This is a genomic window from Labrys wisconsinensis (assembly GCF_030814995.1).
GTDB classification, from domain to species: domain Bacteria; phylum Pseudomonadota; class Alphaproteobacteria; order Rhizobiales; family Labraceae; genus Labrys; species Labrys wisconsinensis.
Genome location: NZ_JAUSVX010000004.1, coordinates 234,549 through 257,502, shown reverse-complemented (window position 1 = coordinate 257,502; position 22,954 = coordinate 234,549). Strand labels below are relative to the sequence as shown.

The 22,954-nt window shown below is 69.2% G+C and carries 17 protein-coding genes; 11 read left to right on the top strand and 6 right to left on the bottom strand.

Features of this window, described 5'->3' with window-relative positions:
* Positions 1 to 15: 15 nt before the first annotated feature.
* The 3 genes from QO011_RS13815 to QO011_RS13805 form a co-directional block, all read right to left on the bottom strand.
* Positions 16 to 1,371 (bottom strand): NAD(P)-dependent oxidoreductase, encoded by a 1,356-nt coding sequence (locus QO011_RS13815; RefSeq protein ID WP_307272769.1) that lies wholly within the window; start codon positions 1,369 to 1,371, stop codon positions 16 to 18.
* A gap of 200 nt (positions 1,372 to 1,571) precedes the next feature.
* Positions 1,572 to 2,408, bottom strand: coding sequence for an anti-sigma factor family protein (locus tag QO011_RS13810; RefSeq protein WP_307272767.1), 837 nt, complete (start codon positions 2,406 to 2,408; stop codon positions 1,572 to 1,574).
* Positions 2,395 to 2,928, bottom strand: a complete 534-nt coding sequence (locus QO011_RS13805) for an RNA polymerase sigma factor (protein WP_307272764.1) — start codon at positions 2,926 to 2,928, stop codon at positions 2,395 to 2,397. Before QO011_RS13805 ends, QO011_RS13810 begins: the two co-directional genes overlap by 14 nt.
* An 85-nt stretch (positions 2,929 to 3,013) precedes the next feature.
* Between QO011_RS13805 and QO011_RS13800 the strand changes: the two genes are divergently transcribed.
* Positions 3,014 to 3,619, top strand: a complete 606-nt coding sequence (locus QO011_RS13800) for a tetratricopeptide repeat protein (protein ID WP_307272762.1) — start codon at positions 3,014 to 3,016, stop codon at positions 3,617 to 3,619.
* A gap of 1 nt (position 3,620) precedes the next feature.
* On the opposite strand, the gene greA is transcribed toward QO011_RS13800, so the two are convergent.
* The 3 genes from greA to QO011_RS13785 all read right to left on the bottom strand — a co-directional run bounded on the left by greA (position 3,621) and on the right by QO011_RS13785 (position 5,690).
* Positions 3,621 to 4,106 carry a transcription elongation factor GreA gene (greA, locus tag QO011_RS13795; RefSeq protein WP_307272759.1) on the bottom strand — a complete coding sequence of 162 codons (486 nt, stop codon included), beginning with the start codon at positions 4,104 to 4,106 and terminating at the stop codon, positions 3,621 to 3,623.
* A gap of 1 nt (position 4,107) precedes the next feature.
* The gene (tal, locus tag QO011_RS13790; protein WP_307272758.1) at positions 4,108 to 5,082 is read right to left on the bottom strand and encodes a transaldolase; all 975 of its coding nucleotides are present in this window, start codon (positions 5,080 to 5,082) and stop codon (positions 4,108 to 4,110) included.
* Positions 5,083 to 5,168: 86 nt separating this feature from the next.
* Positions 5,169 to 5,690, bottom strand: coding sequence for a GNAT family N-acetyltransferase (locus QO011_RS13785; protein ID WP_307272756.1), 522 nt, complete (start codon positions 5,688 to 5,690; stop codon positions 5,169 to 5,171).
* A 121-nt stretch (positions 5,691 to 5,811) separates the two neighbouring features.
* On the opposite strand from QO011_RS13785, the gene QO011_RS13780 reads away from it, so the two are divergent.
* The 10 genes from QO011_RS13780 (at position 5,812) to QO011_RS13735 (ending at position 22,934) form a co-directional block, all read left to right on the top strand.
* Entirely contained in the window at positions 5,812 to 7,188 is a 1,377-nt protein-coding gene (locus tag QO011_RS13780) for a cation-efflux pump (RefSeq protein ID WP_307272753.1), read from the top strand.
* Between the two features lie 405 nt (positions 7,189 to 7,593).
* The gene (locus QO011_RS13775; RefSeq protein ID WP_307272750.1) at positions 7,594 to 7,740 is read left to right on the top strand and encodes a hypothetical protein; all 147 of its coding nucleotides are present in this window, start codon (positions 7,594 to 7,596) and stop codon (positions 7,738 to 7,740) included.
* Positions 7,741 to 7,782: 42 nt separating this feature from the next.
* On the top strand, positions 7,783 to 9,102 hold the full coding sequence (locus tag QO011_RS13770) for a M78 family metallopeptidase domain-containing protein (protein ID WP_307272747.1): 1,320 nt from the start codon (positions 7,783 to 7,785) through the stop codon (positions 9,100 to 9,102).
* A gap of 308 nt (positions 9,103 to 9,410) precedes the next feature.
* Positions 9,411 to 9,653 carry a type II toxin-antitoxin system Phd/YefM family antitoxin gene (locus QO011_RS13765; RefSeq protein WP_307272745.1) on the top strand — a complete coding sequence of 81 codons (243 nt, stop codon included), beginning with the start codon at positions 9,411 to 9,413 and terminating at the stop codon, positions 9,651 to 9,653.
* The gene (locus QO011_RS13760) at positions 9,650 to 10,099 is read left to right on the top strand and encodes a type II toxin-antitoxin system VapC family toxin (protein ID WP_307272743.1); all 450 of its coding nucleotides are present in this window, start codon (positions 9,650 to 9,652) and stop codon (positions 10,097 to 10,099) included. Before QO011_RS13765 ends, QO011_RS13760 begins: the two co-directional genes overlap by 4 nt.
* Positions 10,100 to 10,375: 276 nt before the next feature.
* On the top strand, positions 10,376 to 13,837 hold the full coding sequence (locus tag QO011_RS13755) for an acyl-[ACP]--phospholipid O-acyltransferase (protein WP_307272742.1): 3,462 nt from the start codon (positions 10,376 to 10,378) through the stop codon (positions 13,835 to 13,837).
* Positions 13,837 to 14,418: a TetR/AcrR family transcriptional regulator gene (locus QO011_RS13750; RefSeq protein ID WP_307272741.1), complete on the top strand. Its 582-nt coding sequence runs from the start codon at positions 13,837 to 13,839 to the stop codon at positions 14,416 to 14,418. Before QO011_RS13755 ends, QO011_RS13750 begins: the two co-directional genes overlap by 1 nt.
* Before the next feature lie 114 nt (positions 14,419 to 14,532).
* Positions 14,533 to 17,154 (top strand): aminopeptidase N, encoded by a 2,622-nt coding sequence (gene pepN / locus QO011_RS13745; RefSeq protein WP_307272740.1) that lies wholly within the window; start codon positions 14,533 to 14,535, stop codon positions 17,152 to 17,154.
* 420 nt (positions 17,155 to 17,574) lie between these two features.
* Positions 17,575 to 19,749: a sensor histidine kinase gene (locus QO011_RS13740; protein WP_307272737.1), complete on the top strand. Its 2,175-nt coding sequence runs from the start codon at positions 17,575 to 17,577 to the stop codon at positions 19,747 to 19,749.
* 407 nt (positions 19,750 to 20,156) lie between these two features.
* The gene (locus QO011_RS13735) at positions 20,157 to 22,934 is read left to right on the top strand and encodes a M16 family metallopeptidase (RefSeq protein WP_307272735.1); all 2,778 of its coding nucleotides are present in this window, start codon (positions 20,157 to 20,159) and stop codon (positions 22,932 to 22,934) included.
* The last annotated feature ends 20 nt before the right edge of the window (positions 22,935 to 22,954 follow it).

Sequence of the window (22,954 nt, the reverse complement as noted above, 5' to 3'; positions counted from 1 at the left end):
CGTCCTCCCCTCTTTTCAGGCGGCCGCGACGGCCGTCGCCGCCTTCAGGGCGCGGTCGATCGACAGCGCCGCCTGCTTGCCGTCCTCGACGGCGGCGACCGTGAGGTCCTTGCCGCCGGCCACGCAGTCGCCGCCGGCCCAGATGCCGGGCACGGAGGTCCGGCGCTCGGCATCGACCTTGATCCTGCCCTTCTCCATCGTCAACGGCACGCCGTCTATATCGGCCGGCAGCAGGCTCTGGCCGATGGCCGCGAACAGCTGGTCGCAGGGAAGGGTCAGCCTCTCGCCGGTGCCGACGAGGCGCCCACCCTCCTCGCGCGTGTATTCAAGCTCGACGGCGACCAGCCGGCCGGCCTCGCCGACCAGCCGGGCCGGCTTCAGCCAGTGGCGGATCAGCACGCCGTCGGTCTGGGCGAGCTCCTGCTCATAGTCCGAGGCGTTCATCTGCTTCTCACCGCGGCGATAGGCGATGGTGACGCTCTCGGCGCCGAGCCGCCGGGTCTGCGAGGCGATGTCGATGGCGGTCATGCCGCCGCCGATGACGACGATGCTGCGGCCGACCGGCAGGCCGGCGAGATCAGCGGCCTGGCGCAGGCCGGCAATGTAGTCGACCGCGTCGACGACGCCGTCGAGGCCGTCCTCAAGCCCGAGATCGTTGGTGTCGCCGAGGCCGATGGCGAGGAAGACGGCGTCGAAGGCCTGCCGCAGGCCGGCCAGGGTGATGTCGCGCCCGAGGCGCTGGCCATATTCGACGGTGATGCCGCCGATGCCGGTGATGTAGTCGACCTCGCGCTGCGCGAAGTCTTCGGTGCTCTTGTAGGCGGCGATGCCGTATTCGTTGAGGCCGCCGCCCTTCTCGCGTGCCTCGTAGACCACGACCTCGTGGCCGAGCGCGGCGAGCCGGTGGGCGCAGGCGAGGCCTGCCGGCCCGGCGCCGACCACCGCGATGCGCCGGCCGGTGGCGGGCCCGCGGTGATAGAGCTGGCGCCCCTTGGCGAAGAGGTCGTCGGTGGCATAGCGCTGCAGCTGGCCGATCTCGACGGCGCGGCCCTCGGAGGCCTCGCGCACGCAGGCTTCCTCGCACAGCGTCTCGGTCGGGCAGACGCGCGAGCACATGCCGCCCATGATGTTGGCGTCGAGAATGGTCTTGGCGGCGCCGACCGTGTTGCCGGTCATGATCTGCCGGATGAACATCGGGATGTCGATGCCGGTCGGGCAGGCCTTGATGCAGGGCGCGTCGTAGCAGAACAGGCAGCGCTCGGCCGCCACGCGCGCCTCGTGCCGCGTCAGCGGCGGATGCAGGTCGGAGAAGTTGCGCGCATAGTCGTCCGCGGCGAGGCGGCCCGCTGCGATATCGGGGGGCGAAGACATGCTGACCTCCGGATCTCTTATAATTTTGACCATCTGATCAAATTATCGATCGAGCGTCAACGCTCCCTGGAGCCGTTCCAGGATGAACATTTATGCAGCAGCGGCGTGGAAACGGTGAAATGTTGGGCGGCTTCGGATCGTGCCGAAGGGGCGTTCGCAACGACGGGACCGCAAGCGACCTGTCGAACCCCGCCCGCTCCTCAGGACAGCCGCTGCGCGAGCTGCGTCGCCAGCGGGGCGAGCACCTCGTCCGGGGCGCGGCCGACCAGCATGAAGGCGTGGTCGCCGCTCGACCAGTAGGCGATGTTCATGCCGTTCCGGCGCTCGGATTCCGGGGCCTCCGGCGCCTGCTTGCGGCCGAGGATGCAGAGGGCGACCGGGCCGTTCTCCGGGTCGAAATAGGTGATCTGCACCAGCGGCGCATTGCGGAAATGGTAGAGGTCGACCCGCATCAGCGCGAGCTTGGTCAGCTCCACCCGGTCGGGCGAGAGGTCGAGGCCGAGCTTCTTGCCGACCACGGCGAGATCGCTGCGGATCAGCGCCTGGTCGCGCGGCATGGCCAGCAGGGTCTGGGAGGTGGTGAGGGCGAGATAATCGGCCGCCGTGCTGCGCCAGGCCTCGGGGCTGTCCTGCTCGCTGGCCGTGCCGAAGCTCGGCCACCACTCGGCCGGGGCGTAACGGCCGGCGCCGACCCCGAGCGCGAACAGGGCGAGGCCGGCGGCCAGGGCCGCGGGCCGGACGGCGAACCAGGGGCGCCGGAGCGTCGCCCGGATGGCCGCCGCCGGGGCCAGAGCCGCCTGGGGCTGGAGCGCCTCGGCCAGCATCGCCTCCAGGCGGGCGCGGGGCGCGGCGGCGGCAACGGCGTCGAAGGCCGCGCGGAACGGCCGGTCGCCGCGCGCCAGCAGGTCGAGCCGGGCGCGCAGCGTCCCGTCGTCCGCCAGGCGCCCCTCCAGCTCAGCACGCTCCTGCGGCGTCAGCGCGCCGTCGAGATAGGCGACGAGACCGGCGTCGTGCGGACCCGTTTCATCCCGTGCCATGGTTCTCCCCCAGTTTCGGCCCCGCCTCGTCCTTGAGCGAAGCGAGCCGTGCCCGCGCCGCAGCGAGACGGCTCATCACCGTCCCGACCGGAATGTCGAGCGCCTGCGCGGCCTCGGCATAGCTCAGCCCCTCGACATAGACGAGATAGACGGTCTCGCGCTGTGCCTCGGGCAACGCCCACACCTCCCTCAACACCTGAGCGGCCAAAATATTCGTTTCGATGGCCTCGCGGCCGTCGAAGCTCAGCACCGCCTCGGCATCCTCCACCCCGGCGCCCTCGCGCATGCGCCGGGCGCGCAGCTCGTTGAGCCAGATCGAGCGCAGGATGGCGAAGAGCCAGCGGTCGAGCCGGGTGCCGGGCGTGAACTGGCCGGAGCGCTCGAGCGCCCGGACGCAGGTGGCCTGCACCAGGTCCTCGGCGGCCTGGCGGCTGCCCGACAGCACGAGGCCGTAGCGCCAGAGCGGCACCAGCTGCGCCGCCAGGCCGGCTCTCACGGCTTCGTTACCCCCGATGCTCATGCGGCTCACGAATAAAGGCGGGACGCGGCGTGTTCATGGCGCGAGGTCCCGGTGCGTCCGCACCGGGCCGAGCCAGGAGACCTGCATGACCCATCGAGTTCACAAAGCATCGGCCACGCTTAGCGCGCTGGCGCTGGGCCTGTCCATGACCGCATCGGCGGCGCCGGCGCTCGCCTTCGGCGGCGGGGGCGACACGCCGAGCAATACGCCGGTTCCCCGGGCCTCGGTCGGCGCGCAGGCGCCCACGGCGGCGAGGCCGGCCAAGGTCTGCCGCAAGGGGCAGGTGTGGAGCGCGAAGAGGAAGAGCTGCATCAAGGCGATGTCCGGCGCGCTGCCGGACGAGGAGCTGCTGAAGCAGGGCCGGCTGCTGGCGCTGGCAGGTTACTACACCCGCGCGATTCCCGTGCTCGAGGCCGTCGGCGACAAGACGCGCGATCCCCTCGTGTTCACCTATCTCGGCTACAGCCACCGCAAGCTCGGGCAGACGGAACTCGGCTTCGCCTATTACCACCGGGCCCTGGCGATCGACCCGAACAGCCTGAACACCCACGAATATCTCGGCGAGGGCTATGCGGCGATCGGCGAGCCGCAGGCCGCGAGGGTCGAGCTCGCCAAGGTCGAGACGCTGTGCGGCAACAGGAGCTGCGAGCAGTACCAGGACCTCGCCGAAGCGATCACCAAGGCGAAGTAGGTCAAGGCGCTTCCGGCACGGCGTCGATCGCCTCGATCTCCGCCTCGCCGGCACCGATCGTCACGGCGTCGCCCACGCCCTTGCCGTAGAGCGCCCGGGCGAGGGGCGCGACATGGCTGATGCGGCCCTCGCCCGCATCGGCCTCGTCCTCGCCGACGATGCGCCAGCGCCGGCTGCGGCCGTCGGGATAGCGCAGCGTGACGGCCATGCCGAAGCGGACCTCGCCGTCGTCCGGGCCGGGCTCGACGAGCTCGGCGCCGGCGCGGCGCGCCTGCCAATAGCGGATGTCGCGGGCGGCATGGCCCATGGCGCCGCGCTCACCGGCACGCTCGGCCTGGGCGAAGGCGCTGCGCGCGCCCTGCAGCGCCGCCTCGATCCGGCCGAGGCCGCGCCGGGTGACCAGGTTGCGATGCGGGCTGAGCGGACGATCGGGCAGGACCTCCGCCCCCTCGCCTTCCTGGCCGTCCCGGGTGAAGGCCCGGCTCACCTCAGGCGGCCTTGGCCGCCTCCTCCAGGCGCTGGGCGATCAGGGTGCGCAGCTTGCCGAGGTCCTTGGCGAAGCCGCGAATGCCCTCGGCGAGCTTCTCGGTCGCCATGGGGTCCTCGTTCATCGCCCAGCGGAAAGAGACCTCGTCGGTCTTCGGCAGGGCCGGCACGGTGCCGTAATCGTCCGGCGACAGGCGGCGCACCAGCGCGCCCTCGTCCTTGTCGAGCTCGGTGAGCAGCGCCGGCGAGATGGTGAGATTGTCGCAGCCCGCCAGGGCCTCGACCTCGCCGGTGGAGCGGAAGGAGGCGCCCATGACGATGGTCTTGATGCCCTTCGACTTGTAGGCCGCATAGATGCCGCGCACGGAGATGACGCCCGGGTCCTCCTCCGGCTCGAACTTGCGGCCTTCGTTCTTGACGTGCCAGTCGAGGATGCGGCCGACGAAGGGCGAGATCAGGTGGACGCCGACCTCGGCGCAGGCCATGGCCTGGACCAGCGAGAACAGCAGCGTCAGGTTGCAGTCGACGCCTTCCTTCTGCAGCACCTCGGCGGCCCGGATGCCCTCCCAGGTGGAGGCGATCTTGATCAGGATCTTCTCGCGCGGGATGCCGCGGGCGGCATAGGCGGCGATGATCGAGCGCGCCTTGTCCAGCGTCGCCTTGGTGTTGAAGGACAGGTCGGCGTCGACCTCGGTGGAGACCCGGCCGGGCACCAGCTTGGAGAGCTCCGAGCCGAAGGCGACGGCGAGCCGGTCGGCCACCGCGGCGGTCACGGCCGCGCTGCTGCCCGACTGCTTGCGGCCCCAGCCGATCGCCTCGTCGACGATGTCAGCGTGGCTCGGCATCTCCACCGCCTTGAGAATCAGGGTCGGGTTGGTGGTGCAGTCGATCGGCTTCAGGGTGCGGATCGCATCGATGTCGCCGGTGTCGGCGACCACCGTGGTCATGGCGCGCAATTGTGCGAGTTTCGAAGCCATCATCATCTCCCATACGCTCGAGTTCGGCATTGTTCACGAGAGATAGCGCGGCCCGTGGCCCGCGTCATCGGATAAAGTGGCCGATGTCAAAGACTGAATGTCATCACGACGCTCGGCAGCGGCGTCGCGGCGGCCAGCATGATCTCCAGGCGCCTGACGGAGCTGAAGCCGAGCGCGGCATAGAAGGGCTCCGCATTCAAGGTGGCATAGCATTCGAACCGGGCGATGCCGCTGTCGCGGGCGGTATCCCGGCAGCGACCGAAGAGCGAGCGGCCGATGCCCCGGCCGCCCCAGTCCGCGTCGACGGCGAAATGCCTGACATGGGCGAGTCCGTCCTCGATCTCGCCCGTGCCGGGCCGCTCGCGGGTCCAGCCGCCGGCGCCGACGAGCAGGCCGTCGAGGGCCTCGGCCACGAAGTAGCTGCCCGACGCGAGCAGTCGGGGATTGGCCTTCGTCATCACGGGCAGCGCCCGGGCGAGCTCGGTGGGCGCGTAGGCCTTTGCCGACAGGCGCGGGAAGGAAGCCGCCAGCAACCGATCGACGGCGGCCTCGTCGTCGGGGCGGGCGACGCGGACCAGGATTTCGCCGACACTGTCGATACGCTGCATGACGAACCCCACCATAGGACAGCCGATCCGACGGGACAATCGGGCGAGGCGACGCGGAGCGGTGCGCCGATTGACCGGCGGAGCGGGCGCCGCTAGTCCGGCGATGGCAGGAGGGCGCGGCATGACCGGGCATTCGCACGCCAAGCAGCGGGTGGCGCTGATCTCCGTCGGCGCCAGCGGCCTGCTGACGCTTGCCAAGTTCGCCGTCGGCCTGATGACCGGGAGCCTGGCCATCTTGTCCGAGGCGCTGCACTCCCTCCTCGATTTCGTCTCGACCGTGATGACGCTCTACGCGGTCAGGCTCTCGGACGTGCCGGCCGACGACACCCATCACTACGGCCACGGCAAGGTGGAGAGCGTCACGGCCCTGGTCGAGACCGGGCTCCTGTTCGTCACCAGCGCCTGGGTGATCCAGGAAGCGGTGAAGCGGCTGATCTGGCACGAGGGCGCGGTGGTGCTGAGCCCCTATGCCTTCGTCGTGGTGGTCGGCTCCATCGCCATCGACTTCTGGCGGGCCCGCGCCCTGCGGCGCACCGCCGAGGCGACCAGGAGCCAGGCGCTGGAGGCGGACGCGCTGCATTTCGCGTCCGACATGTGGAGCTCGATCGTGGTGCTCGCCGGCCTCGGCCTGGTCTGGCTCGGCTTTCCCCAGGGCGACGCCGTGGCTGCGCTCGCAGTCGCCGCGTTCGTGTGCATTGCCGGCTGGCGGCTCGGCAAGCGCACCATCGACGTGCTGATGGACGCGGCGCCCGAAGGCGTGGCCGACCGGGTGGCGGCCGCGGCGCGCGGCATCGAAGGCGTCGTCGCCGTCGATTCGGTGCGCGTGCGCCGGGCCGGCGCGGCCCTGTTCGTCGAGCTGATGCTGCGGGTGCCGCGCGCCATGCCGCTGGACCAGGTGATGGAGCTGAAGCAGGCCGTCACCGGCGCCGTGGTCGCGACCACGCCGGAAGCCGAGGTGCGGGTGACGGCCAGCCCGATCGCCATCGACGACGAGACGGTGCGCGAGCGCGTGCTGGTGATCGCCCTCAACCGGGGCCTCGCGGTGCACCATGTCACGGTGCAGAGCCTGGGCGGCCGGCTGTCGGTCAGCCTCGACCTGGAGGTCGAGCATCGGATGCCGCTCGGCGAGGCGCATGCCATCGCCTCGGGCCTGGAGGCCGCGATCCGGCGGGAGTTCGGCGCGGAGACCGAGGTGGAGACCCATATCGAGCCGCTCGAAGCGGAGGATGTCGAGGGGCGCGACGTCGATCCCGGCACGCGCGAGCGGCTCACGGCCATCGTCGCGGCGCTGACCGACGCGCAGAGCGGGCTTCTCGACGCGCACAATGTCCGCGTGCGGGCGACGCAGCGGGGTCTGATCGTCACCTTCCATTGCCGGGCGCCGGCCGAGATGCCGGTGGAAGAGGTGCATGCCCGCGTCGACGCCGTGGAGCGGCGCATCGGCGCCGCCTGGCCCGGCATCGCCCGCATCATCGTGCATGCCGAGCCGGTGCGATGAGGCGGCGTGACGTTCGCCACGCCTCTGGCGTACAAGATCGTCGATCCGCCGGACCCTTGGTGGAACCGAGTTCGGGACATCGCGAGACGGCGGCAATGGTCAGTCCAATGAAGCAACCCGGATGTCCCCTGGCAGAGGGCGCATGAGGCCATGCCGATCAGGAAACGCGAAGGCAATCGGCCCGACCGCAGGATCGCCCCCGACGAATTTTCGGATGCCGACGCCAGGCGCACCCTTCTTGAACGGTTGCGCTATGTCGGGTCCGCCAATCACAAGCTCCGGCCGGGCGACTACGGCTTCGTCCCATCGCAGAATCCGAGGCCGACGAAATCCGTTTGCGACGACCTTCGACCATTGCTCCTCGAAGAGGCCCAATCCCTGTTCCGCGCCGGCATCGAACGCGCCATGTTCAGTATTTTCGCGCCCGGCGGCGTGCCGAACTATGTCTGGGCGGTGGACGAGGCGGGCGAAGTCTATGAGGCCGAGACGCGACCGGAGCGGGAGATCGACTATCACGGCTATCGGCCACGGCTATCGGCTCGGCGAGAATGACCCTATGATGCGAACGGTGGCGTTGAAGGAGTGGATGCGGCGTTGTCCGTAGACTTGGATATTGCGCTTGCGCCGGAACGCCTGGACGAGGGGGCCGCGGAGGAGCGGGCCGCCTTCGGCCTCTTCACGATCCGCACCGCTCACGGCTCGCTGACCGAAGGTTTCGACAGCTTCATCGGCGGCTATCGGCCCGGACCGCTCGTCTCGGGCTTTCATGTCGCGGAATGGTTCGCCTGGAACTGGTGGCGCTTGTGCTGGGAACCGCGATCGGCGAGCGCGGACTGGTCTTCTGCTCATCGCATGGCCTCCATCGGCGAAGGCTATGTCTGGCCCGACATCACGATTTACTCGGACGGCGTGAGGACCGCTCTGCTGTCGCGGGCATCGGCACGACAGGACATCAAGCCGTTCCGCTACACCGGCGCGCCGCCGGTGGTGCTGCCCTCGCGCGCCTTCGAAGCGGCCGTGGATGCCTTCATTCCGCAGATCCTGGCCCGGCTGCGTGACGCGAAACTCGGGGAAACCAATCTCGACCGGGTCTGGCGCGACATTCTGGCCGAACGACTGGATCCGGAAGTGGCCAAGCGCCGGCGCCTCGAGGCCCTGCTCGGCCGCGATCCGGACTCGGTCGAAGACCACGCGATCGATGGACTGGTCGCCGACGCCAGGCAACTCGGCGAGGCGGCCGTGGCCGAGGTCGCGGCCTATACGGCACAGGCCGCCGCAGGGACGGTTGTGACCGCAGCGGATTTGGTGAGCCTGGCAAAGGGGCAGGGGTACGATGCCTCGCCGCGAGACGCGATCCGACTCGTATCGGGATTTCCTTTGCCACGCGGGGAGGACGTGCCAGCCTGGCAGGTAGGCTCCGCTGCCGCGCGCGCGGTTCGCGAGCAGGAGGGGCTCGGAACGGAGCCTCTCGCCGATTCCCGCCTCGCTGCGATGGCCGGAACGGAACAAGACGTGCTCTCGGGCACGAAGCGAGGCGCACTCAATCTGTCGTTTGCGCTGGACAAGAATGCCGGGGCTTCCCGTATCGTGTTGCGCTCGAAATGGGAGACAGGACGTCGCTTCGAGCTTGCCAGACTCATCGGCGACAGGCTGATCACGGCCGGAGATGCTCTTCATCCGGCGACGCGTGCCTATACCTACCGGCAAAAGGCACAGCGAACCTTTGCAGCCGAACTGCTGAGCCCGTTCGAGGCCGTCGATGCGATGATGGAAGGCGACTATTCCTGGGAACGGCAGCAGGAAGTGGCGGAACACTTCCGCGTCTCCGAGATGACGATCAATTCCTTGCTGAAGAATCATGGGCGACTGGAGCGAGACGGATCTGATCAGGATGTCGAGATGGCCGCCGCCTGACATCTCAGAGTGAGGACTGTGCGTCTTCGCTGGAAGCTCACCACGTCCTGATCCGGCGATGGCCCTCGTTGCCTTTGTGGTCCGGATTGAGCAGTATCACCCTCGACACCTCACCCAGATGCGGCTCAGACGTTGCGCCCCAAGGCGAGGCGGCGTATCGGCGCGGCCTGGCTGGGCATCGCCCGCATCATCGGGCATGCCGAGCCGGTGCGCCAGGACGTCGCCATCCCCCCGACACCGGTTGCCGATGGACGATGAGCCAGACGCCTTCTATATATGACCATAGTAGTCATATAGGGAACCGCCTCATGCGCGAGATCCAGCTGAAGGACGCGAAAGCGAGCCTGTCCACCCTGGTCAACGAGACATTGCAGGGCGAGGAATTCGCCATCACTCGGCACGGGCGCAAGCAGGCCGTGGTGATCTCCTGGGCGACGTGGCAGCGCCTGTCGAATGTTCCGAGCTTCGGCCGCCTTCTCGCTGCCTCGCCCCTGGAGCCCGGCGACATCCCCGAGCGCGAGCGCACGCCGCCACGGGACGCCGGGCTTTGACCTATCTCCTCGACACCAACGTGATTTCGGCGGTCGCCCCCGCGAGGACAGAGCGGCCGTACGCGCTGGTCGCCTGGCTCGAGGCCGCCTCGGCCGGCCTCTATCTCTCCGTGGTGACGTGCGTCGAGGTCAGGGACGGCATCGCCAAGGCGCAACGTGAAGGCGCGACCCGGAAGGCCGCAGCGCTGGAGGCGTGGTGGGACACGATCGAGCATCTCTACGCCGACCGGATCATGCCCTTCGACCTGCCCGCCGCAACCATCGCCGGCCGGCTCATGGACAGGGCGAGAGCGGCGGGGCAGGCACCCGGCTTCGCCGACGTGGCCATCGCCGCGACGGCCCAGCACCACGGCCTCACGATCCTGACACGCAACGGCAAGCATTTCGGGGCGCTCGGCGGCTCGGTCCTCGATCCGTTCGAAGCGATCCCTCCCCTGCCGCGCTGAGGCGCACACCGGGCGGATCGCGGCGTCGACCCTCACTCTGCTCCCGGGTTTCGCGGGGAACAGGGGATGTCGAGCCTGGAAGAATCGCCTGTCCGGCCCATCCCCTTGATAGTTCGTCCATTCATTGCCGGCATTCTCCGCTGCCGACAGGTGCGCCCGGCCGGCGGCGGCGAAATCCCCTTGACCTTTGACGCCGTTCATTTTAAGTGAGTGATCGTTCACTTTCATCGTGAACGCCCATCGTCGCAGCGGCCCTCGCGCCGCAGGAGCCATCCGATGCTCACCTCGCTGATGACGGCCCGCCGTTTCGCGCCGCTGTTCTGGTGTCAGTTCTTCAGCGCCTTCAACGACAATTTCATCAAGCAGTCGCTGATCATCCTGGTCCTGTTCGGCGTCGGCACCACAGCCGCGCTCGACATCCACACCGCCACCGTGCTGACCACCGTGGCGACGGCCATGCTGGTGCTGCCCGGCCTTCTGCTCTCGGGCCTCGCCGGCCAGCTCGCCGACCGCTACGACAAGGCGGTGGTGGCCCGGCGGGTGAAGCTCGCCGAGATCGGGCTCATCGCCGTGGCTGCGATCGGCTTTGCCCTGCATTCGGTGCCCGTGCTGATGGCCTGCATCCTCGGCCTCGGCATCATGGCGACGCTGTTCGGGCCGATCAAATACGGCATCCTGCCCGACCACCTGAAGCTGGAGGAATTGCCGGCCGGCAACGCGCTGATCGAGGCCGGCACCTTCCTGTCGATCCTGATCGGCATCATCGCCGGCGGCATCGCCCCGGCCTTCCTGGCCGGCCTGATCAACACGGTCAGCGGCGGCGCCGCTCCGCCCAACACCGCCAGCTGGGTGATCGCCGGCGTGATGCTGGCGATCGCGGTCGTGTCCTGGGCCTCCGCCGCCCTGATCCCCCCGACCGGCGAGGCGGCGCCGACGCTGAGGGTCGACCCGAATATCGGCCGCTCGACCATGGACCTCGTCCGGGCCCTGTTCGTCGACGCCAAGCTGTTCAACGGCTCGATCGCGGTCAGCTGGTTCTGGATGGTCGGCGCCGTCACCCTGTCCCTGGTGCCGCCGCTGGCCAAGGAGGTGATCGGCGGCGACCAGACGGTCTCGACCCTGTTCCTCGCCGCCTTCTCCATCGGCATCGGCATCGGCTCGGTGCTGGCGGCCCAGCTCGTCGCCGGCCGCATCATCCTGGTGCTGACGCCGATCGGCGCCATCCTCATGGGCCTCGCCGGCCTCGACATCGCCTGGGTGGCCTGGCGCGCGACCGACGCCGGCCACGGCGCCGAAGCCCTGACCTTCTGGACCTTCCTCGCCACCGGCACCGGTGTCCGCCTCACCATCGACCTGGCGCTGATGGCGATCGCCGCGGGCCTGTTCATCGTGCCGGTGTTCGCCGCCGTCCAGGCCTGGGCCGAGAAGGACGCCCGTGCCCGCGTCGTCGCCGGCGTCAACGTCATGTCGGCGCTGTTCATGACCGCGGGCGCCGGCGTGCTGGCGGGGCTGCAGGCGGCCGGCCTGCCCACCTGGTCCCTGCTCGGCCTCCTCGCCGTCCTCAACATCGTCGCCGGCTTCGTGTTCTTCCGCACCCTGCCGATGCATGCGCTGCGCGACATGATCCTGATGATCTACCGCCTGCTGTTCCGTCTGGAAGTGAAGGGTATCGAGCACCTGGAGACCCGGACCCCGCACCGGATCATCGCCATCAACCATGTCAGCTTCCTCGATGCCGGGCTGATGCTCGCCTTGCTCGACAAGGACCCGGTCTTCGCCATCGACCACACCATCGCCAAGGCCTGGTGGGTGAAGCCGTTCCTGAAGCTCGCCCGGGCCTATCCGCTGGATCCCTCCAAGCCGATGGCGACCCGCGGCCTGATCAACGCGGTCAAGGCCGGCGAGACGCTGGTGATCTTCCCCGAGGGGCGGCTCACCGTCACCGGCAGCCTGATGAAGATCTATGACGGTGCCGGCCTGATCGCCGACAAGTCTCAGGCCGAGATCGTGCCGGTGCGCATCGAGGGGCTGGAGCGCACGCCGTTCTCCCGCCTGTCGCGCCGCCAGGTGCACCGGCAATGGTTCCCCAAGGTCAAGGTGACGTTCGTCGCGCCGACGACGCTCAGCATCGATCCGGACCTGCGCGGCAAGAAGCGGCGCCAGGCCGCCGGCGCGGCGCTCTACGACGTGATGTCGGACCTGATCTTCCGCACCACGCCGACCGATATCAGCCTGTTCCAGGCCCTGGCGGCGACCGGCGACAGATATCGCCGCAACCGGGTGATCCTGGAGGACCCGCTCACCGGCACGCTGACCTACAAGCGCGCCATGGTCGCGATCGCGGTGCTGGGCAGCAAGCTCTCCGGGCTGACGCGGCGGGGCGAGCATGTCGGCGTGCTGCTGCCGAACGCCACGGGCGTGGCCGTGACCTATTTCGCCCTGCAGGCGATCGGGCGCGTCCCGGCCATGCTCAACTACACCGCCGGCATCGCCAACCTCCTGGCAGCCTGCAAGGCGGCGGAGGTCGGCACCGTGCTCGCCTCGCGCGCCTTCGTCGAGCGCGCCCGGCTGACGGGCGTGGTCGAGGAGCTGGAGAAGGCGGTCAGGATCATCTGGCTGGAGGACGTCCGCGCCGGGATCGGCTCCTGGGACAAGATCAGGGGCTTCCTCAAGGCCGGGCGCCAGCCGGTCCGGATCTCGCCCGACGAGCCGGCGGCGATCCTGTTCACCTCCGGCTCCGAGGGCACGCCGAAGGGCGTGGTCCTGAGCCACCGCAACATCCTGTCGAACTGCGCGCAGGCCGGCGCCCGCATCGATTTCGGGCCGGAGGACACGCTGTTCAACGTGCTGCCGGTGTTCCATTCCTTCGGCATGACCGGCGGCCTGGTGCTGCCGCTGATCAGCGGCGTCAAATGCTACCTCTATCCCTCGCCGCTGCACTACCGGATCATCCCGGAGCTGATCTACGGCGTGAACGCCACCATCATCTTCGGCACCGACACGTTCCTGACCGGCTATGCCAAGAGCGCCAACCCCTATGATTTCCGCTCGCTGCGCTACGTCATATCAGGCGCCGAGGCGGTGAAGCCGGAAACGCGGCGGCTGTTCAACGAGAAGTTCGGGCTGCGCATCCTCGAAGGCTACGGCGTCACCGAGACCTCGCCGGTGCTGGCGCTCAACACGCCGATGTTCAACCGCAACGGCACGGTCGGCCGGATCCTGCCGGGCATGGAGGCGCGGCTGGAGGCCGTGCCCGGGATCAGCGACGGCGGGCGGCTGTTCGTGCGCGGCCCGAACGTCATGGCCGGCTATCTCCGCGCGGAGAAGCCGGGCGTGCTGGAGCCACCGGCCGACGGCTGGCACGACACCGGCGACATCGTGGCGATCGACAATGACGGCTACATCGCCATCAAGGGGCGGGCCAAGCGCTTCGCCAAGGTCGCCGGCGAGATGGTGTCGCTGACCGCGGCCGAGCAGATGCTGGGGGACCTGTGGCCGGAGCCGATCGCCATCCTCGCCCTGCCCGATGCCAGGAAGGGCGAGCGGCTGGTGCTGGTGACCACGCACAAGGGCGCCGAGCGCGCCGAGGTGGTGGCGCGCCTGCGCGACAGGCGCGCGCCGGAGCTGATGTCGCCGGCCGAGGTGATCGTGCTCGACGCCATGCCGGTGCTGGGCACGGGCAAGACCGACTATGTCGGCCTCGACCGGCTGATCCGCGACCGGCTCGTGCCAGCCTGATGCGCGACGGCTCGAAAACCAGGGCGCGGATCGAAGCGGAGGCCTTGCGCCTCTTCGCCGAGAAGGGCATCGACGCCACCTCGGTCCGCGACATCGCCGCGGCCGTCGGCGTCGCCGAGGGCGCGCTCTACCGGCATTTCCCCGGCAAGGAGGCGCTGGTGCGCAGCCTGTTCCTGACGGGCTATGCCGACCTCGCGACACGGATCCACGCCGCGGGCGAGGCGGGCCGGCCCATCGCCGAGACCACCGGCGCGGTGGTCGACCTGTTCTGCGCCCTGTTCGACGACGACCGGCCGCTGTTCTCGCTGCTGCTGCTGACCCAGCACGCCCATCTCGCCGAGGTCCCGGCCGAACCGCGGCGCAATGTCGTCGAGGCGGTGAAGCGCATCTTCGCGGCGGCGATCGCGCGCGGCGACCTGCCGGCGCAGGACGCCGACCAGCTGACCGCCATGGCGCTCGGCATCGTCGGGCAGGCGGCGACGTTCACGATCTACGGCCGCCTCGCCGGCCGGCTCGGCGGCCGGGCGGCGGCGCTCTCCCGGGCGGTCCTCGCCGCGGCACGGAGCGCGGCGCCGGGCTGACGCCGCCCGGCTGCTCCCCGCACGCCCTCCCTTCGGCCAAGATCGCCCGGTCTCGACGCTATCCATGGGCCATGACAGCCTCTAGTGTGGCTCATGACATCAACGGTTCGATCCATGCGCTCCGACATCGTGCGCCCCGTGCGCCTCGCCGACTACCGCCCGCCCGACTACCTCGTCGACACGGTGCATCTCGACATCGCGCTCGACGGCGCGGCCACCCGCGTGGTGGCGACGCTCGCCGTCCGCCCCAACCCGAAGGGCCGGAGCGGGGCGGCGCTCGAGCTCGACGGCGACGCGCTGACCTTCGTGCGGGCCGAGATCGACGGGGCGGCGCCCGCGCCGGAGACTTACGCGGCCGCGTCCGACGGCTTCACCCTGCACCGGCCGCCGCAGCGCCCGTTCGTGCTGACGATCGAGACCCGGCTCGATCCGGCCAGCAACACCCAGCTGATGGGGCTCTATCGCACCGCCTCCTGCACCTGCACCCAGTGCGAGGCGGAGGGGTTCCGCCGCATCACCTATTTCCTCGACCGCCCGGACGTGCTGGCGGTCTATACAACCCGCATCGAGGCGGACAAGGCCGAGGCGCCGGTGCTGCTGGCCAACGGCAACCGGATCGAGGCGGGCGACCTGCCGGGCGGACGGCACTATGCGGTCTGGCACGATCCGTTCCCGAAGCCGTCCTATCTCTTCGCCATGGTGGCGGGCGACCTCGCCCATGTCGCGGACGAGTTCGTCACCGCCTCCGGCCGCCGGGTGCGGCTGGAGATCCATGTCGAGCCGGGCAAGGAGGGGCGCTGCGCCTATGCCATGGACGCGCTCAAGCGCTCGATGCGCTGGGACGAGGAGGCATTCGGCCGCGAATACGACCTCGACGTCTTCATGATCGTGGCGGTGTCCGACTTCAACATGGGGGCGATGGAGAACAAGGGCCTCAACGTCTTCAACGACAAATATGTGCTGGCCTCGCCGGAGACCGCGACCGACCTCGACTATGCCAATATCGAGGCGATCATCGCCCATGAATATTTCCACAACTGGACCGGCAACCGCATCACCTGCCGCGACTGGTTCCAGCTCTGCCTGAAGGAAGGCCTGACCGTCTTCCGCGACCAGGAATTCTCGTCCGACCAGCGCTCGCGCGCGGTCAAGCGCATCATCGACGTGCGCAACCTGCGCAGCCAGCAGTTCGCCGAGGACGCCGGGCCCCTCGCCCACCCGGTGCGCCCCGAGCTCTACAACGAGATCAACAACTTCTACACCGCCACCGTCTACGAGAAGGGCGCCGAGGTGGTGCGCATGCTCAAGGCCCTGATCGGCGACGCCGCGTTCCGGGCCGGCATGGATCTCTACTTCCGGCGCCACGACGGCGAGGCGGTGACGATCGAGGACTTCATCGCCTGCTTCGCCGAAACCGGCGGACGGGACCTCGGGCAGTTCATGCTCTGGTACCGCCAGTCCGGCACGCCCGAGGTCAAGGCGACCGGCCAGTGGGATGCGAAGACCCGGACCTATCGGCTCGAGCTCGCGCAGACGATCCCGCCGACGCCGGGCCAGCCGAGCAAGGAACCGATGGTCATCCCGGTCCGCCTCGGCCTGGTGGGGGCGAGCGGCGACCTGCCGCTGCGCCTGGCGGGGCGCCCCTTCGACGGCATCGTGGCGCTGACCGAGCCGTCGCGGACCTATGTGTTCGAAGGCGTGCGCGAGCGGCCGGTGCCCTCGCTGCTGCGCGGATTCTCCGCCCCGGTCAAGCTGGTGCACGAGCTGGAGGAGGCCGACCTCCTGACGCTGTTCGAGCGCGACAGCGACCCGTTCAACCGCTGGCAGGCGGCGCAGAGCTACGCGACCGGCCTGATCCTGCGCGCTGTCCGCAAGCCCGACCTGCCCATCGATGCGCGCTTCGTCGCCGCCATCGGCACCTTCCTCGACGACGCGCGGCGCGATCCCGCCTTCGCCGCCCTCACCCTCACCCTGCCGAGCGAGACCGACATCGCCCGGGAGATCGGCGTCAATGTCGACCCCGACGCCATCTTCGCCGGCCGCCAGGCCCTGCGCGGAGCCATCGGCAGGGCCTTGCACGGCCAGCTGATGCGGCTGCGCGAGGAGCTCGCGGGGGCCGGCCCCTACTCGCCCGACGCGGCCGGGGCAGGCCGGCGCGCCCTGCGCAATGCGGCGCTGTACCTTGCCTGCGGCTCCGGGCGCGCCGAGGTCCTGGCCGCCGTGGCGCGGCAGTTCGCGGCGGCCGACAACATGACCGATCGCCACGCCGCGCTGTCCATCCTGACGCTCTCCGACGTGCCCGAGGCCGAGCCGGCGCTGCAAAGCTTCTACGAGCGCTATCGCGACGACCCGCTGGTGATCGACAAATGGCTGATGGTCCAGGCGCAGATCCCGACCACCGGGACGCTCGACCGGGTCAAGCGGTTGATGGGCCACCCCGCCTTCTCGATCGGCAACCCCAACCGGGTGCGGGCACTGATCGGCGCTTTCTGCAGCGGCAATCCCACCCAGTTCAACCGCGCCGACGGCGAGGGATTCCGCTTCCTGGCGGCCGTCGTCCTCGACATCGACGGCAAGAACCCGCAGCTCGCCGCCAGGCTGGTCAGCGCGCTCAGGAGCTGGCGCTCGCTGGAGCCGGTGCGGCGCGAGCATGCCGGCGCGGCCCTGCGCGGCCTGGCCGAAGCCCCGTCGCTGTCGCGCGACGTCTCCGACATCGTCGGGCGCGCGCTGGCCTAGAGGGGCTGCCGTCGCCACCGCCTATACGTATTACTACGTATGGATCGACGTGCCGCGCTCCGCAACGAGGCCGGAGTCCGCTAGATATGGTTAATGAAGGGTAAACCGAACCCATATCTAGACGCCCCTCGGCTCTACCGCTCCGGAAACGTCCGGCAATCCCGCCAATCGGCGGGATCAAAGCGGTGTCAAAGCATTGCCTCGCCTATTGACGCTCTGGACAAATCACGCCGCAGTTGATTCTTATGGATCCAGCGGTTCGCAAGTCTGTAGGCGAGCAAAATCCAATATCAATCCAAGGGGTTGACCATGGCACGTGCCAACGTTGCCAGCGCGTCCCTGCATTCCCGACATGTCCGGGGACTGGCGAAAACGTTGACCTGCCCCTCTTACAGCAGGCTTCTCAGCCTGGAACCCGTCATGCAGAAGGCGGTGCCCGTGCTGATCCTGGCCTTCCTCGCCAGCATCGCCGTGGCCGGCACCCTGCAGGCGCTCGATGCCCGCGAGCGCACCATCGCCGCGACGGCAGCCAATCTCGACATGACGGTGGCCCTCGCCCGGGCACAGCTCGCCCGGACCGGCGCCGGCGAGGCGCAGTCCGTGCTCGACCATCTGCCGGCGCCCGCCCCGGGCGCCGTGTTCGCGGTTGCCGGCCACGACGGCACGATCCTGGCGACGACGCCGCCGCGCAATCCCGCCAGCACGGCACTGCTGACGGCGGCGCTTGCCGATCTCGGCAGCGATCGCCAGGTCGCGACCGGCCGGCGCTGGACGGGGGGGACCGAGGTGGTCCTCGCCGCCGGCAGCGTCGAGGCGCTCCGGATCGTCGCGCTCCGGCCCCTCGACCAGGTCCTCGCCCGCTGGCTGAGCCGGACCGGGCTCATGATCCTGTTCGTGGCGATCACCGGCGCCACGCTCCTCGCCCTGGGCGCAGCCTATTACTGGCAGGCCTCGCGCGCCCGGCGCGCCGACGACATCTACAATGCGGTCCGGGCTCGGCTCGAGACCGCCCTGACCCACGGCCGCTCGGGGCTGTGGGACTGGGACCTGGAGGACGGGCGGATCTACTGGTCGGATTCGATGTTCGCCCTGCTCGGCTTCGAGACGCGCGACGACGTCCTGCTCGACGCCGACATCGAGCCGCTGATCGACCTGGCGGGCGGCGACATCCAGTCCTTCGCCCGGGAGATGCGCGCCAGGCCGACGCCGCAGCCTGTCGACGAGCGCTTCCGCATGCGCCATGCCGACGGCCAATGGATCTGCATGCGTGCCCGCGGCGAGCTTGTCGCCGGTCCCGACGGAGGCAGGCGCCTGATCGGCATCGTCGTCGACGAGACGGAAGAGCGGCGCTTCGCCGAGCACGCCCGGCAGGCCGACGAGCGCATCCGCGACGCCATCGGCGCCCTGTCCGAGGCCTTCGTGCTGTGGGATGCCGACAACCGCCTGGTGATCTGCAACTCCAAGTTCCAGCAGCTGCACCGGCTGCCGGACACGCTGGTCCGACCCGGGACCCATTACGGCGACCTGCTGGCCGCCGGCTACCAGTCGGTGGTGCGCATGCGCCACGCCGCCGACATGCCCTGCGAGCACGACGGCCGCACCTTCGAGGCCCAGCTCGCCGACGGGCGCTGGCTGACCATCAACGAGCGCCAGACCGGCGACGGTGGCTATGTCTCGGTCGGCACGGACATCACCTCGCTGAAGAAGCAGCAGGAAATGCTGATCGACCGCGAGCGCCAGCTCAAGGCGACCATCGCCGACCTCAAGCGCTCGCGTCAGGTGCTGGAGCACCAGACCCAGCAATTCGCCGAGCTCGCCGAGAAATATGCGGAGGAGACGGTGCGGGCCGAGGCCGGCAGCCGGGCCAAGTCCGCCTTCCTCGCCAACATGAGCCACGAGCTGCGCACGCCGCTCAACGCCATCATCGGCTTCTCCGAGCTGATGGGCAACGGCACGTTCGGCGCGCTGAACCAGCCGCGCTATGTCGACTATTGCAAGGACATCCAGGCAAGCGGCCGCTATCTCCTGGAATTCGTCGACGACATCCTGGAAATGTCGAAGATCGAGGCCGGCGAGCGCGAACTGCGGCGCGAGCGCTTCCAGCTCGACCGGCTGCTGGGCGAAGTGCTGCGCGCCGCCAAGGACGACATCGACGCCAAGCACCTGACCGTCCATGCCAAATGGCCGGTCGGGGCCGAGATCGATGCCGACCGCCGCGCCATGCGGCAGATCATGCGCAACCTCCTGTCCAACGCCGTGAAGTTCACGCCGGAAGGCGGCCATGTCGGCCTGCGCATGCGCCGGCGCGGCGACCGGCTGGTGGTCTATTGCGAGGACTCCGGCATCGGCATTCCGCCCCAGGCGATGAAGACGCTCGGCCGGCCGTTCGAGCAGGTGCAGACCCAGTTCACCAAGACGCACAGCGGCTCCGGCCTCGGCCTGTCCATCGCCAAGTCGCTGACCGAGCTGCACGGCGGCGCATTGCGCATCCGCTCGACCGTCGATGTCGGCACCGCTGTCATGGTGACGCTGCCGGTCGCGACCCGCGAGGAGCGCGGCTCCTGGCCGCGCGATCCGGCGCTGGCCCTGCACTGAGCATCCCTCGCCCGGCGCGAAGGGCGACGGTGAACGACCATCGTCTCGATGTCGACAGGCCGCCACGATCGAGGCCAAGGTCGAGCGACGGCGCGCCTCAATATTGGAGTTCCCCGAGATACAGTCTACGGACGCAATCCTGTTGCTGCCAACCTCGATCGATGACACCATAATCCAAGGTCAGATTTCAATTTTCCTCATTTCGCGTTGTCATTCTCCCAACGGGAATCCACGTGGATTCGAGAGAGTGCTTGACTCACGAGGATCTCATGCGGGCAATCCCGATGTCGCGATCATGGTTTTACCGGTGCGTGGCCGGCCTTGCGTTGGGGATGGCGTTCTGGGCGCCGCTTCTTCCGAGCCGGGCGGAAGACTCGACGGTCCGTGAAACCGCGGTTGCCGAGCTCGTGGCCGATCCCGCCGTGCTCTTCGGCCGGCTGCCCAACGGCATGCGCTACGCCATCATGAAGAATGCCACGCCGGCGGGGCAGGCGGTGCTGCGCCTGCGCATCGGCGCGGGCTCGCTCCAGGAACGCGACGACCAGCAGGGCCTCGCCCATTTCCTCGAGCATATGGCGTTCAAGGGCTCGACCCACGTGCCGGCAGGCGAAATGGTGCGAATCCTGCAGCGCAAGGGCCTGGCGTTCGGGGCGGACACCAATGCCGCGACGGATTACGGCCAGACGGTCTACAAGCTCGACCTGCCGGAGACGGATGGGGATACCGTCGATACCGGCCTGATGCTGATGCGCGAAACGGCCAGCGAACTGACCCTCGACGCAAAGGCCTTCGACACCGAGCGGGGTGTCATCCTCGCCGAGGAGAGGATGCGCGACACTCCCGACAATCGCGCCACCAACAGCTTCATCGATCTGTTGCTCGAGGGCCAGCGCGCGACGCAGCGCCGCCCGATCGGCAAGGTCGACATCATCCGCAACGCCCCGGTCGACCTCGTCGCCGATTATTATCGCAGCCATTACCGCCCCGACAACGCCATGCTGATCGTGGTCGGCGACATCGATCCGGCGACGATCGAAGGCAAGATCAAGGCTCGTTTCGGCGACTGGCGAGCAACAGCCGCCCCGCCGGAGCCCGATCTCGGCGCGGTGAGGCCGCGCGGCCTCACCGTTCGCGCCGTCGAGGTCCCCGGCTCCGGCGCCAAGATCCAGATCGGCTTCGTGCAGCCCTATGACGCTGCCCCGGACAGCTACGCCAAGCAGCGGCGCCATCTTCTGCCCACCGTCGGGATGGTCGTGCTCAACCGCCGCCTCGCCGATCTTTCCCGGACGGCCGATCCGCCTTTCCTGAGAGCTGCGAGCGGCTCGCAGAGCCTGATCAAGTCTGCCGACGTGACGGTCCTCAGCGCCGATTCCAGCGTCGACGATTGGCGTCGGGCCGTCCGCGCCCTCGTCCTGGAGCAGCGGCGCCTCGCCGAGTTCGGCGTCCAGCAGGCCGAGCTCGACCGCGAGATCGCCGAAGTTCGCGCTGGCTTCGAGAACCTCGCGGCCGGCGCCTCGACCCGGCTGAGCGTCGCGCTGGCCTCATCCCTGCTGGACGCCGTCAATGACGACACGACCTTCACGACGCCTGCGAACGATCTCGCCGTCTACGACCGGATCACCAAGGGCCTGAAGGCCGAGGAGGTCAATGCCGCCCTCCGCGCTGCCTTCGGCGGCGCCGGGCCGCTGGTCCAATTGATCCTGCCCAGGCTGCCGGACGGCATCCAGGCGGCGCTCCGCACCGAGGTCGAGGCGGCGATGGCCGCACCGGTCGCCGCACCGCAGGCTGCGAGCACGGTCGTCTGGCCCTATGCCTCGTTCGGCCCGGCCGGCACGCTGCTCGAGCGCAAGGACATCGCCGATCTCGGCCTGGTCACCGCCCGCTATGCCAACAATGTCCGCCTCGTCGTCAAGCCGACGCAGTTCACCGCCGACCAGGTCCTGATCAGCGTCCAGCTCGGCAAGGGGCGCCTGGGCCTCCCGCGCGATCAGGTCTCGGCCGCCTGGGCGGCCAACGGCTTCATCGCCGGCGGCCTCGAGGCGATCAGCTACGAGGACATGCAGAAGGCGCTGACCGGCGTCGTCGGCTCGCCCGAGTTCGGCGTCGAGGACTCCGCCTTCAGGCTGAGCGTCACCACGCGACCGGCCGATCTTCAGGCGCAGCTCCAGATCCTCGCAGCCTATGCCAGCCGGCCGGGTCTGCGGCCCGCGGCGTTTTCTCAGACCAAGGCGGCCTATCTCGCCTATCTGCCGCAGCTCGACGAGACGCCCCAGAACGTGCTGAACCGCGATTTTCCGGCGCTGATCCATTCGGGCGATCCACGCTGGGGCTTCCCGACCCGCGAGGACATCGAAAGGACCGGGCCGGACGACCTGAAGAAGCTCATGATGCCGGCCCTCGCCGCCGGGCCGCTCGACGTTGCGATCGTCGGCGACGTCAAGGCGGACGATGCGATCCGGCTGGTCGCGCAGACCTTCGGCACCTTGGAGAAGCGGGATGTGGCGGCGCCTCCGGCCGCCGATCTCACCATGCGCTTTCCAAAGCTTCCGGCGGAGCCGATCGTCCTGACGCACAAGGGCCGGACGGATCAGGCCATTGCCCTGGTCTCCTGGCCGACCGTCGATCTCTTCAACGAGACGAAGCTGGCCCGCGCCATGGTCCTGGCCGGCGACATCCTGCAGAACCGCCTGCTCGACCAGATCCGCATCAGCGAAGGCGCGACATATTCTGTCCAGAGCTCGGTCGAGCCGTCGACCGTCTTTCCCGGCTACGGCTACGCCTACAGCTATGTCGAGACGCCGCCTGCCAAGATCGACAGCTTCTTTGCCAATGTCGAAAGGATCACGGCGGACCTGGCCGGCAAGGGCGTGACGCCGGACGAGCTGACACGCGTCAAGGCTCCGCGGATCGAGCGCATCAAGCAGGATCTGCAATCCAACACCTACTGGCTGGGCATGCTCGACGGCGCCGCGGCCGAGCCCCGGCTCCTCGACCTGATCCGGACCTATGCCGGCGACTACGAGCAGCTGACGCTGGCCGATGTCCAGGCGGGCGTCGCCGCGCTGCTTGCGAGCCGGGCGCCATTGCGTCTGGTCGTGCGGCCAGAGGCGCCTCTCGCCCCCCTGCCGTGTCCAGGTCTCGCGGCGGACGCGGCCTGCGGCGCCGGCACCGCAGCGGCGCCGTAGCCGCGCGCTGCCGAGGCAGG